Source organism: Citrobacter pasteurii (genome assembly GCF_019047765.1).
Taxonomy (GTDB): domain Bacteria; phylum Pseudomonadota; class Gammaproteobacteria; order Enterobacterales; family Enterobacteriaceae; genus Citrobacter; species Citrobacter pasteurii.
This window is the reverse complement of sequence record NZ_CP077262.1, coordinates 4,132,665-4,144,876: the sequence shown is the minus strand read 5'-3', so window position 1 is coordinate 4,144,876 and position 12,212 is coordinate 4,132,665. Positions and strand designations below refer to the sequence as shown.

Sequence of the window (12,212 nt, the reverse complement as noted above, 5' to 3'; positions counted from 1 at the left end):
AGGCTGGATAAGCCGCGAAGCGGCGCTATCCGGCAAAAGCAACGTGGTTAGCGCCAACTCAACTGATAATGATAGCGCCCTGCGCTCAACTGAAATTCCGGCGACACTGAAGGGCTCCACGAATCATCCCCGCCGACGCCCATATGGAAACCGTCAATGTTGAGCCATGTTCCGGCTTCAGGCTGCAGCAGATGGCGATGGCTGGTTTCCATCAGTTGCTTCTGGCTGTAACGGCTGATGTTGAACTGGAAGTCACCACGCCACAGATGCTCCCCGTAGCGTAATTCGCGTGTCCCGCAGCGCAGGCCGTTTTCACTCGGGAAGACGTACGGCGTATACATCTCATCCAGCGTCAGATCCCAACGATCAAAACAGGCAGCGCTCAGGCGATCCGGGTAGTTCTCATGCGGCCCAAGGCCTAACCAGTTCACCCGTTCAGCCACCTGTGCCAACTGGCAGCTCAGACCGATACGCGCCGGGTGCGGCGTTCCACTGGCCACATCGATATCCACTGTAATCTGCATCTCGCCGTGACCGTCGAGATGGTACGACTTACGGCTGACAAACAGCGTTTTGCCCTGATACTGCCAGGCATGCGCGGTGGTGATAAGGATGCTGTCTGACAGCGCTTCGGCCTCGCATTGCAATAGCCATGGCTCAGCATGGTAATGGCCTGCGGCCTTCCAGCGTTCGACCCAGGCATTAGGATCGATGCGGGTTACTTCGCTGATGCCGATGTCGTTATCCAGCGGCGCGCGGGTAAACTGATCGATTAACGGTGCTAACAGCTGTGCTTTTTCGGCCAGCCAGTATTGCGTCAGTAAGCCCGTACGGCGGCAGAATTCCCAGCGTTTATCACTGACGATTACCGTAAACGTGTCATCGCGGGTCGTCAGCTGTGGCGCTGTGCTGGCGCGAGGTTTAAGCGCCAGACTGAGTTTCTCTTCCAGCTTCCACTGCTGCCAGGCACTGATATGCCCGGCGTCTGACCACGCAGTAGCCTGGGGTTGTTCCACGCGAACCGTCAGCCACAGCTGACCTGCGGTTTCTGGCATCGGGACATCTGGCAGGGTAATCACCTGGCGACCCTGTGGAGCGATATCCAGAACGATTTCTCCGGCGGCCAGCGGGTTGCCGTCCTGGGCAATAGACCAGTGCAAAACTTCGTTATCGCTGCGGCGGAACAGATATTCGCTGGTCACTTCAATCTGGCGTTCAGCGCCCGGCAGTAACGTGAACTGGAAAAACTGCTGTTCATGTTTGGCCTCGTATAACGCCGGGTGTGGGGTACGATCGGCGAACACCAGTCCGTTCATGCAAAACTGACGATCGTTAGGCGTGTCGCCAAAATCCCCGCCGTAGGCGGACCACGGATTACCGTTGTCGTCATATTTAATGAGCGACTGATCGACCCAGTCCCAGACGAATCCTCCTTGCAGACGCGGATACTGGCGGAATGCCTGCCAGTATTTGGCATAGCCGCCGAGGCTGTTACCCATCGCGTGAGCATATTCGCAGAGGATCAACGGGCGCTGCTCGCCGGGCATCGACAGCCACTTTTTAATCGACCATTTGGGGACGGCGGGGAAGGGCTGATCCTGATCGACGCGGGCGTACATCGGGCAAATAATGTCGGTGGCTACGGTATCCGCACCGCCGCCTTCGTACTGCACCGGGCGAGAGGGATCTTCCGATTTCAGCCAACGATACAGCGCGTCGTGGTTCGCGCCGTGACCGGACTCATTGCCCAACGACCAGATGATGATACTTGGGTGATTGCGGTCACGCTGTACCATGCGCGTGACGCGCTGGCTCATGGCGGGAAGCCATGTTGGGTCATCGCTCAGGCGATTCATGGGCACCATACCGTGGGTTTCGATATTGGCCTCATCCACCACATACAGGCCGTAACGATCGCACAGGGTGTACCATTGCGGGTGGTTTGGGTAATGCGAACAACGTACGGCGTTGAAGTTATTCTGCTTCATCAGGATGATGTCTTGCACCATCGTCGCCTCATCCATCACCTGACCGTTGATCGGATGGTGCTCATGGCGGTTGGTACCGCGAATCAACAGCGGCTTACCATTGAGTAACAGCAGTCCGTTTTCAATGCAAACCTGACGAAAGCCGACGTCACAGGCCTCGGCTTCAATCAGCGTACCGTCAGCGGTATGTAGCTGCACAACGGCGCGGTACAGATTAGGCGTTTCGGCACTCCACAACGCCGGGTGTTCAACGTTGAGGCGCAGCGTAGTGCGTTCGTGATAAGCGCCGCGTTCATCAACAATCTCGCTGCCGAGTGGGGAAGTCGTTTCGGCTGTGAGCGTTTCTCCCTCCCACAATTGCAGGGCTACGCGTAAATCTTCGCTCGCGTTGCCCCCCACTCTGACTTCCACTGCCAGCGTGGCGCGGCTGAAGTCGCTGTTAAAACGGGTATTAATGCGCAGGTCGCGAATTTGCGTTGTGGGTTTATGCAGCAAAGAAACGTCGCGAAAGATGCCGCTCATGCGCCACATATCCTGATCTTCCAGATAGCTGCCATCGCTCCAGCGCAGCACCATGACGGCCAGGCGGTTTACGCCGTGCAGCAGATAATCGCTAAGATCGAATTCAGACGGCAGGCGGCTGTCCTGACCGTAGCCGACCCAACGACCGTTGCACCACAGATGAAACGCGGAGTTCACGCCGTCAAAAATAATGCGCGTCTGACCCTCATCTAACCATGCATCTTCGACACTAAATGTGAGCGAGTAACATCCTGTGGGGTTCTGCGTCGGAACAGAGGGCGGATTGACCGGGAACGGATAGGTGATATTGGAGTAGATTGGCGCATCATAACCGCTCATCTGCCAGTTAGACGGCACGCAGAGGGCAACGGCCTGCGGTAAATCATGCTCAAGCCAGCTTTCTGGCACTGCCTCTGGTGCGACAAACCAGGCGAACTGCCACTCGCCGTTTAACGAAATTCGTTGGGGTGAGGGTCGGTTGTTACGGGCATCATCCACGCAGCGCCAGCTACAAAACGGCGGATGTGCCTCCAGACGGTTTATCTGTGTGACGCCGGGGTTTTCCCAGTCACGGCGCGTCAGTACGGCGGCGAGTGAGTCCGAGCTCAGAGTCATAGCGGTATCTCATGTTTGTTATTCGCTCACAATTTAATAAACATAAGGCGTGCGGTGAGACGCTGTAAAGCCGGGCGGGTTTAATGGGTGAACTGACTCACAGTAATTAGCGTTTACCGGATGGCAGCAGAGATACCTGACGCGCCAGTTGCATCAACGACTCCGCCAGCACCTGAGGCGTGACAGTTTGTGTGGCAGGCGGCAGTACGGTTTTCCGTTCGACCAGCGTGACCGGCAGCAGCAGATTGCCGGGGGCGGACATACCCTGCGTAAGCTGCAACAGCCTGTCAACGCTGGTCTGTCCGAGAGCGGGGAAATCCTGCCTGATGGTGGTCAGCGGCGGGATGTAGCAGGCGCTGTCTTCGGTGTCGTCGTAGCCGATCACGGAGATGTCCGCTGCAACTCGCAGCCCAGACTCGCTGATTGCCCGCATTGCGCCCAGCGCCATTTGATCGTTGGCGACCAGCATAGCGCTTGGAATGATTCCGTCGTTAAGCATGTGCATGGTTTGATGAAAGCCGGACATGGCGCTCCAGTCACCTTCACGTTCTGCAATGGGACGTAGCTGGTAGTGAGCCAGATATTTATGCCACCCCGCATGGCGAAGCCTTGCCGAAACCGAAGTGTGCGACCCGCTCAGCAGGGCGATCCGCTGATGTCCATGCTGTACAAGATGTTCAACGCCGAGGCGTGCGCCGTCATCATGGGAGAAAACGACGCTATTAATTGGCGCCTGGTCAGAGACATCGAGAAAAATTACCGGCACCGTACCGCAGGCGGCGGCCACGGCAATGGCATCTTCTTCATCCAGCGGATAGTTGATGATAAGCCCGGTTACGCGTTGAGAAAGCAGGTTGTGTACCGCGGCTTTACACGCCTCAACGCCACTGCGCTCAACCATGGCGATCACCACGCTGGCGCCTGACTGGTCGGCGCGGGATTTTATGGCGGCAACGATTTGCGAGGGGGCGTGCAGGGCAAGGTTTGCCGTCACGACGCCAATCAGCGGCGTCTGTTTGCCTGCCAGTTGCTGCGCGACGCGGTTAGGAATGTAATTGAGCTCCGCCATCGCGGCCTCAACTTTTTGTCGGGTTTTTGTGGAAACGTGGCAGGCCTGATTTACGACGCGTGAGACGGTCTGGTAAGAGACGCCTGCATGGTCTGCGACATCGTATAGCGTTACCGGTTTCACGTTTATCACCCCTGTCATGACGTTATCTGCGCGCTATGATGCCACAGCGGGACGGTTTTGGGGGATTTACGCATAGGTTCTGCGAGGCGCATTCCAGGGTTGCGGATCGTGTGCTGGAGGATTTATCGTCGTTAAGCTTAACGGAATAAAAAGTGAGGACATCGTGAGCGACTCTGCGGCAAATAATATTCTGTCCATCTACCGACGCCATGCTGAGGCTTTTGCCTGCCAGCGTTCGCGCGCGCTGTTTGAAAAAAACTGGCTGGATAAGTTCATCGCGGTGATGGGCGGGCAGGGCCATATTGTGGATATTGGCTGCGGAAACGGTCAGCCGATTGCGGGTTATTTTATCCAGCAAGGTTTTCAACTGACGGGGGTTGATGGTTCCCCGGAAATGCTGGCGCGGGCGCGGCACTCTTTTCCCGCACAGCGCTGGCTGGAGCAGGATATGCGCGAGCTGGCCCTTAACGAGACATTCGACGGTCTGATCGCCTGGGACAGTTTTTTCCATTTAACCCAGTTGGACCAGCAAAAGATGTTCCCCATTTTTGACCGCCTCAGCCACCCCGGCAGCGCGCTGATGTTTACCAGCGGCACGGACAACGGCATCGCTATGGGACAATTTGAGGGCGAGCCGCTGTTTCATGCCAGCCTCGCGCCTGATGAGTACCACGCATTGCTGTCGGCGCACGACTTTACGGTGATTGAGAGGGTGATGGAAGATCCGCACTGTACCGGGCACACCATCTGGCTGGCGCAAAAAAGAGGTTAATCGCCGCGAAAAGTTTTACGCCATTCAGCCGGGCTGACGCCGAAGCGGGATTTAAAATGCTGCCGCCAGGTGACGGGCGACTGAAAACCAACTTGTTCGGCGATGCGTTCAACGGGTAACTGACTGGACTCCAGCATGATCTGGCTGCGGCGCAGGCGCTCGGTAATCAGCCATTCGGCCACGCTCGACCCGGTGGCCTTCATAAAATGACGGGTGAGAGTGCGACGACTCATCATCACCCGCTGCGCCAGAACGTCGAGATTATGCGGTTCGTGGAGATGTTGGCGCAAATAGTCGAGCAGGGCGTTGATGCGTTGATCCTGGGTATTTTTCGCTACAGGTTGTTCGATAAACTGCGCCTGACCGCCCTCACGATGCGGTGGCACAATCATCCGTCGGGCAATCTGATTCGCCACCGTGCTGCCAAAACGCTGACGGATGACATACAGACAGCAATCCAGCGCGGCGGCGGTACCTGCTGAGGTAATAATGCCGTCGTCATCCACGTACAGTGCGTTGATATCCAACTGGGCCGCCGGAAAGCGCGCCTGAAAATCCTGCTCGAACTCCCAGTGCGTAGCCGCCCGTTTACCATCCAGTAACCCCGCATAGCCGAGGACAAACGCGCCCAGACACAGCCCGACAATCTGCGCGCCGTTTTGTCGCGCGCGGTTGAGCGCATCAAGCAGGCTTTGTGGCGGACGATGCGCGGTGGTGCCCCAGTAAGGGATCACCACGATGTCGGCAGCCTCCAGAGCGTCATAGCCGTGGGTTGCGGTAACGGAGAAACCATCCTGCGAAGAGATGATGCCCGGTTTTTCCCCGCACATCTGCACCTCAAAGCGCTTTTTCGCCGCCATTTTGTCACTGAAAATGATGCACGGCACCGAGAAGTGAAACGGGCTGAAATCTTCCACGGCAACAATGGCGACGTTAAGCGGCTGCATACGATTCCTTTGTAGAAATTAAAATGTCAGGGTTTCACCATCTTCCGGCACGTTGACATATTGCACAATCTGGTTGTCGCGGGCGTACTCTTTCAGTGTCGCGCGGGTCAACAGACAATGGTTAATCGCCTCCATATGGGTCGCCACAATTTGTGCTTCGGGTAAGGTGAAGTGGGTTTTCAGCACATCTTCCGCGCCCATGATAATTGGGCCAAAACCGATGACGTGGGCAAAACCCGCGTTCAGAACCACCACGCCTGGCTGGAAGGTATGCATGTTGGCTTCCACCTCGTCGCGCCAGACGGTGTCCCCGACCAGATACAGCGTTTTTTCCGCCGGATGCATAAAGATAACGCCACAGGCATCACCCAGGCGCTCTGCCATTTGTGGAATGGCATAGGCGCGATCTGAGCCGTGCTGGCCGCCGGTTTTACGTAGAGTGATAGCGCCGACCACGGTATTTTGCGTCAGCACGGTGAGTTGTGTGAAACCCTGCTCCCGCAGTACGTGTGCATCATGGTCATTTTGCACATAGATTGGTTTATCTTTCGGCACGATGCGCGCCGCAGCTTCATCCCAGTGGTCTTCATGCAGATGGGTGACGATCAGCGCATCGACATTAAGCAGGGTATCAATGTCGATGGGCAGATCGACGGTTGGGTTGCGAATTTCGGCACGTGCTGTTCCGGCAAAACCCGGATATGCGCCTTTCGCGGCCAGCATAGGATCGACCAGAAAAGTCATTCCACCAAAGGTGATGTGCTGCGTAGCGTTACGGATTTGCGTGATGTTCATGGTGTGCGCTCTGCGTGTTGGGTCAGTGGTGTCATCGTAGAGTGTTATCCAGAAGATGAATGTGGGCAAATGGGCGACTAACGATGGGATTGGGCCAATCGCATCCAGCCTGCAGAGAACGTTATTTATTGCGTTTAATCACTGTCTCATTATCTAAATTAATAAACGTCTACTTTCCTTTTTTCTGCATTATTTAATCTGCAGCTATTATACCGAACTGAATAAAGAAACAGTCATTTTAATTCAGGAGGATTAATTAAATGCGAAGTGGCTCCAGACAATATTGTTGATATATGCAACACATTACAGCCAGGAAACAGATCGCGAACCATGAAATAACAATGCTATCATTCGCCCCAGACGCGGCAGGCAACTGCTGGCACAGGCATTTACCCCGGAGCACCTGATGAACAACGACATTCCGCTAAAATATTATGATATCGCTGATGAGTACGCGACCGAGGCTGCAAAGCCGGTGAGCGATGCCGAACGCGATGCGCTGGCGCACTACTTCCAGCAGTTGATCACCCGTTTGATGAACAACGAAGAGATCAGCGAAGACGCGCAGCAGGAGATGGCAACTGTGGCCGGCGTCGACGCACAGCGTATTGATGATATCGCGGAGTTCCTCAATCGCTGGGGTAACGAGTAGCCAAAGACGGGGCCTGTGTTTTACACTGCGCGCAAATTGAGTAGGTATACTCTACGAGTATTCGGTTTAATCAGGCGGAAACAGCAATGAACGGAACAATCACAACGTGGTTTAAAGATAAAGGCTTTGGATTTATCAAAGATGAAAACGGCGACAACCGCTATTTTCATGTGATTAAGGTTGCTAATCCTGAGCTGATCAAGAAAGACGCAGCGGTGACTTTTGAACCCACCACCAACAACAAAGGCCTGTCTGCCTATGCGGTGAAAGTCATACCCGACAGCAAGTACATCTATATCGCAGGCGAGCGCCTGAAGCTCACGGCAATCAAGTCTTACCTGGTGTACAGCGAAGACGTGCCGGTTGAAACCCGTATCGACAAAGAGAACGCGGTGCTGTCTGTCGGCGTGCTGATGAACAGCATCCGACCGAAATCAGACGTGAAGCCTGGCGAAATGCGCACACTGAAAAAGCTGGCGATCACTACCTTCCAGGGCACGACGCTGATCTTCTCGGAAGATGAAATCGACATCGACGAGACGGTGAAGCTGCTGAAAGTCTGACGTCCTTCAGAGTGAATGAATGCCGAAACGCTGCTCTTTTCAAAAGCAGGGTTTCGGTTTTTTTTGCATTCAGTCAGATCGGGTAGGTATGTGGGCACATAAGCTGCTTTGTGTCAGAAGCAGATGTGAACGTTTTATATAAAAAGTGAAAGTAGTACTTTGCCGGGATTATTACTTTTGATTCTCTTGTCTTATCTATTATTGCTGCAGCGCCAGTGTTAAAAATAAAAATAGAAAAATCAGCAGAAAGTTATGTAGTAACTTATCCATAATGTTAATTATTGATGAAATTAAAGTAACACTCCGTAAAGTTTGGATTTTTTTATTTTTCATAGACGAGAATTTACATATGGTGATATAATATGGCGGGGAAAACAGGCAACTTATTAACCTGCCCGTTATGTAAATAAATTTTCGAGGAGACTATTCCAGTGGGACGTAAATGGGCCAATATTGTTGGTAAAAAAACGGCTAAAGACGGTGCAACGTCTAAAGTATATTCCAAATTCGGCGTGGAAATCTATGCTGCGGCTAAACAAGGTGAACCAGACCCGGAATTAAACACAGCTTTAAAATTCGTTATTGAACGTGCGAAACAAGCCCAGGTTCCAAAGCACGTTATTGATAAAGCTATTGATAAAGCCAAAGGTGGCAGCGACGAAACGTTCATGCAAGGGCGTTATGAAGGCTTTGGTCCAAGTGGTTCCATGATTATCGCTGAAACCCTGACTTCAAACGTTAACCGCACGATTGCTAATATTCGCTCAATCTTCAATAAAAAAGGCGGGAATATCGGGGCGGCAGGTTCTGTCAGCTACATGTTTGACAATACTGGTGTGATCGTATTTAAAGGCACTGACCCTGACCATATTTTTGAAATTTTGCTTGAAGCTGAAGTTGATGTTCGTGATGTCACCGAAGAAGAAGGCAATATCATTATTTATACTGAGTCTACAGACCTTCATAAAGGAATTGCAGCCCTCAAAGCCGCTGGGATTACTGAATTCTCAACCACAGAATTAGAAATGATAGCTCAATCAGAAGTTGAACTTTCACCAGAAGATTTAGAAATCTTTGAAGGACTTGTTGATGCCCTTGAAGATGATGATGATGTTCAAAAAGTATATCATAACGTTGCAAATCTCTAATTATAAAATAAATAAATCTGTCATTATGGCAGATTTTATAAATTGTAAGTTTGTTATAATCAACATGTCTGATAAGATGTGTTGATTATAACAAATAGATAAAAACACTATCGCTAAAAGAAACGCATCAATTGAAATTCCTGGCCTAAACTATCTGATAATAAATGGCAAAGGAGCTCCTGCAAGTTCATGTCTTCAATACTGAAGCGTATTATCTTGAGTAAGGACAGTGCTGATATGAATATTATTGAAAGTGGTATTCGTGACGTAAAACAAGGTAAGAATGTCACAATAGTCATGCCTGTGAATCTTTATGAATGCAACCTGGGCCATGATGTGTTTGTCGGACCATTTGTTGAGATACAAAAGGGATGCGTCATAGGCGATAGAACTAAAGTGCAGTCCCATACTTTCATCTGTGAGAACGTTACCTTAGGCGAGGACTGCTTTATAGGGCATGGCGTGACCTTTGCTAACGATCTTTTCAAGAGCGGAAGTCCCGACGCTTCTGCAAAAAGCTGGATTAATATTGTATTAGGTAACGCAGTATCGGTGGGCAGTGGCGCCACAATTTTAACAACGGAAATTTGCAGTGGTGCGGTGATTGGTGCCGGTAGTGTGGTAATAAAACCCGTACTGATAAAAGGCGTGTATGCTGGCAATCCGGCCAGACTTTTGCGAAAGCTTTAAGTATTACCCTTGCCATTGCGAACCCAAATTTATGTTCTTCCCAGACCGTTCATGTCGACTCCTCTTGTTTGCAGGCATGGCGACTATTATTGCTGCTCACGCCATATAAAGAAACGTCTGCTGCATCAGACGTTGCGTTCCTCCGAATGGTGCCGTAGGTCATGACTCATTTCCTGTAGTTCATTAATTAGTCGTGCTAAATGGAATCCATCGCACACGGAGTGATGTACCTGAACGGCGAGAGGTAACACCACTTTCCCATCTTGTTCATAGTATTTCCCAAGAGTGAACATGGGGGCAAAAAAGTTCTGCATGTTCGCAATGTTGATATTAAAACTGGTAAAACTGACCCAAGGGATAGCCGATACGAAAAATATATTTTCCGGAGACTCCCCCTTCGGCCAATAAGAAAGATTATGACAATAGCGTGCAACGTCTTCTGAATAAGTGTTTTGGAAGTGATGAATATTGCCATCGTAGCGGCTCCATAATGATGAAAAAGTCTCAGTTTCATTATGGAAAATGGTATAGCTTGGATGAATTTCATTCCATATGACAAGCTCATTGTTCTTTATGGCCATACGGAATTCAGTATGCTTGTTGACAACTTTAGCAAGGAGGAAAATCATAGTAGGGTAAAATTTCCAGCCAATCTCTTTTATATGTTTTAGTACTGCGGTAATGTCTAACAGAACAGTTTGGTTAATTGTACTTTGAGCAAAAGACTGAAATACCTCAAAATGCTCTCTCCTTGGCCAACGAGACAAGTCAACAGTCGTATATTCTGGAGTCGTTTTTTTCACTTTTTATCCTTTGATTTGCAATCAAATATCATATTTTAGCCTAAGTCTTTCTATGACGTAATCAAGTTGCATGTCCCGAAGCATGTTACCAGCGAACGCATTTTTTAGAGAGTAGCGTATCCTTATACAGGAGGAAAGATTAAAGCCTCTTCACAAGAGACTTTGAGCCCCTGGATTTACGATGTCATTCATCAATATGTAACGTGCTTCTTTGCGCGTGTATTGATCGATTAACGGCACAAGTCGTCTGAAATGCTCACTCGCACAATGTTCATCGAGCGCCGCGTGGTTTGGCCATTCTTCTATAAAAATAAAATGCCCAGGATCTTTTTCATCAATATAGAGGTCATAAGCAAGACAGCGCTGTTCTTTCTTTGTGGCGGATATGAGTTCACGATACAAAGGGAGAACGGTTTCAATATATTCAGGTTTTATAAAATCTTCAGCAATGACCTTTAACATGTAGCCCCCTGGCAGAAAATGAATGCACACTCTGCAATGAAGATATCATTTAAGCAAGATGACACCGCGTGATATCGGCTGATGAGTGAATCATTCCAGCTATCCATCAGGTGAGGCGTATAACTGTGATCCACATCACCTCCCGGCAACCAAAATCTCCTGTGACTCGACGCCGTCCTCTATCTGTTTTGCCACCTTTTGTAAGGCTGGAAGATGTTTTTCCGCAGCCTGTTCGATGGTCATCGCGCTGGCCATATACACCAGGTTCAGGCAGCCGATCACCCGCTGTTCACTGCGAATGGGGACGGCGATGGAGGCGATTTTTTCCTCCTGATCCCAGCCGCGATAGTTCTGGCCAAAGCCGTCTTTCCGCGCGCGGGTCAGGATGGCATTGAGCTTCAGTGGCTCGCGCGCCAACTGGAATTCTTCTCCGGGTCGTGAGGCCAGCATTTCAATCAGTTCCTGACGTTCATTCTCCGGGCTAAATGCCAGCCAGGTCAGGCCGGAGGCGGTTTTCAGCAGCGGCAATCGACGCCCGACCATCGCCCGGTGAAACGATAAGCGGCTGAAGCGGTGGGTGGTTTCACGCACCACCATGGCGTCCACATCCAGCGTGGAAACGTCGGTCGGCCAGATCACCTCGCGCAGCAAATCTCCCAGCAGCGGGGCAGCCAGCGCAGAAATCCACTGCTCGTCACGAAATCCCTCACTGAGCTGGCGGACTTTAATGGTTAAACGAAAGCTGTCATCGGACAGGCTGCGTCGGACGTAACCTTCATCCTGCAACGTTTCCAGCAGTCGCCTGACCGTAGTGCGGTGCAGGCCGCTCAGTTCAGCCAGCAGGCCAACGCTGGCTCCGCCATCGAGCCGGTTTAACATATTTAATAACATTAATCCGCGCGTTAATCCGCGTACGGTTTTGTATTCGGTACCGTCGTCATTTTTCATATTTATTGACAAATCTACAGGTAAAACAACGTGGTGCACTTAGTGCACATCCAGGCATGTTTTGATTGTAGCGCAAAAACTCATTCCTATACTGACCGCACAATAAAAAATTATT

The 12,212-nt window shown here is 51.1% G+C and carries 12 protein-coding genes; 5 read left to right on the top strand and 7 right to left on the bottom strand.

The window, feature by feature from the left end; genetic code table 11:
• Window positions 1-47 precede the first annotated feature (47 nt).
• Both I6L54_RS20120 and I6L54_RS20115 read right to left on the bottom strand, forming a co-directional pair.
• Window positions 48-3,125: a beta-galactosidase gene (locus I6L54_RS20120; RefSeq protein WP_040232810.1), complete on the bottom strand. Its 3,078-nt coding sequence runs from the start codon at window positions 3,123-3,125 to the stop codon at window positions 48-50.
• Between the two features lie 106 nt (window positions 3,126-3,231).
• Window positions 3,232-4,326, bottom strand: a complete 1,095-nt coding sequence (locus I6L54_RS20115) for a LacI family DNA-binding transcriptional regulator (RefSeq protein ID WP_137378459.1) — start codon at window positions 4,324-4,326, stop codon at window positions 3,232-3,234.
• A gap of 154 nt (window positions 4,327-4,480) precedes the next feature.
• Between I6L54_RS20115 and I6L54_RS20110 the strand changes: the two genes are divergently transcribed.
• Window positions 4,481-5,089 (top strand): class I SAM-dependent DNA methyltransferase, encoded by a 609-nt coding sequence (locus I6L54_RS20110; protein WP_040232807.1) that lies wholly within the window; start codon window positions 4,481-4,483, stop codon window positions 5,087-5,089.
• Here the strand turns inward: I6L54_RS20110 and I6L54_RS20105 are convergent.
• Window positions 5,086-6,036 (bottom strand): GlxA family transcriptional regulator, encoded by a 951-nt coding sequence (locus I6L54_RS20105; protein ID WP_005127948.1) that lies wholly within the window; start codon window positions 6,034-6,036, stop codon window positions 5,086-5,088. The genes I6L54_RS20110 and I6L54_RS20105 overlap by 4 nt on opposite strands.
• 18 nt (window positions 6,037-6,054) lie before the next feature.
• Complete coding sequence (locus tag I6L54_RS20100) at window positions 6,055-6,831, bottom strand: MBL fold metallo-hydrolase (protein ID WP_005127953.1); 777 nt, start codon at window positions 6,829-6,831, stop codon at window positions 6,055-6,057.
• A gap of 406 nt (window positions 6,832-7,237) precedes the next feature.
• Between I6L54_RS20100 and I6L54_RS20095 the strand changes: the two genes are divergently transcribed.
• The 4 genes from I6L54_RS20095 (at window position 7,238) to I6L54_RS20080 (ending at window position 9,884) form a co-directional block, all read left to right on the top strand.
• Complete coding sequence (locus I6L54_RS20095; RefSeq protein ID WP_005127954.1) at window positions 7,238-7,483, top strand: YmjA family protein; 246 nt, start codon at window positions 7,238-7,240, stop codon at window positions 7,481-7,483.
• Between the two features lie 86 nt (window positions 7,484-7,569).
• Entirely contained in the window at window positions 7,570-8,046 is a 477-nt protein-coding gene (locus I6L54_RS20090) for a cold-shock protein (protein WP_005127955.1), read from the top strand.
• Window positions 8,047-8,477: 431 nt separating this feature from the next.
• The gene (locus tag I6L54_RS20085; protein WP_005127956.1) at window positions 8,478-9,194 is read left to right on the top strand and encodes a YebC/PmpR family DNA-binding transcriptional regulator; all 717 of its coding nucleotides are present in this window, start codon (window positions 8,478-8,480) and stop codon (window positions 9,192-9,194) included.
• Window positions 9,195-9,431: 237 nt separating this feature from the next.
• Window positions 9,432-9,884: an acyltransferase gene (locus I6L54_RS20080; RefSeq protein ID WP_040232903.1), complete on the top strand. Its 453-nt coding sequence runs from the start codon at window positions 9,432-9,434 to the stop codon at window positions 9,882-9,884.
• A gap of 125 nt (window positions 9,885-10,009) precedes the next feature.
• On the opposite strand, the gene catA is transcribed toward I6L54_RS20080, so the two are convergent.
• The 3 genes from catA to I6L54_RS20065 form a co-directional block, all read right to left on the bottom strand.
• Entirely contained in the window at window positions 10,010-10,687 is a 678-nt protein-coding gene (gene catA / locus I6L54_RS20075; RefSeq protein ID WP_040232806.1) for a type A chloramphenicol O-acetyltransferase, read from the bottom strand.
• Window positions 10,688-10,837: 150 nt separating this feature from the next.
• Window positions 10,838-11,149 (bottom strand): putative quinol monooxygenase, encoded by a 312-nt coding sequence (locus I6L54_RS20070; RefSeq protein WP_040232803.1) that lies wholly within the window; start codon window positions 11,147-11,149, stop codon window positions 10,838-10,840.
• Between the two features lie 135 nt (window positions 11,150-11,284).
• Window positions 11,285-12,097 carry a DNA-binding transcriptional regulator gene (locus I6L54_RS20065; protein WP_040232802.1) on the bottom strand — a complete coding sequence of 271 codons (813 nt, stop codon included), beginning with the start codon at window positions 12,095-12,097 and terminating at the stop codon, window positions 11,285-11,287.
• Window positions 12,098-12,212: the final 115 nt, after the last annotated feature.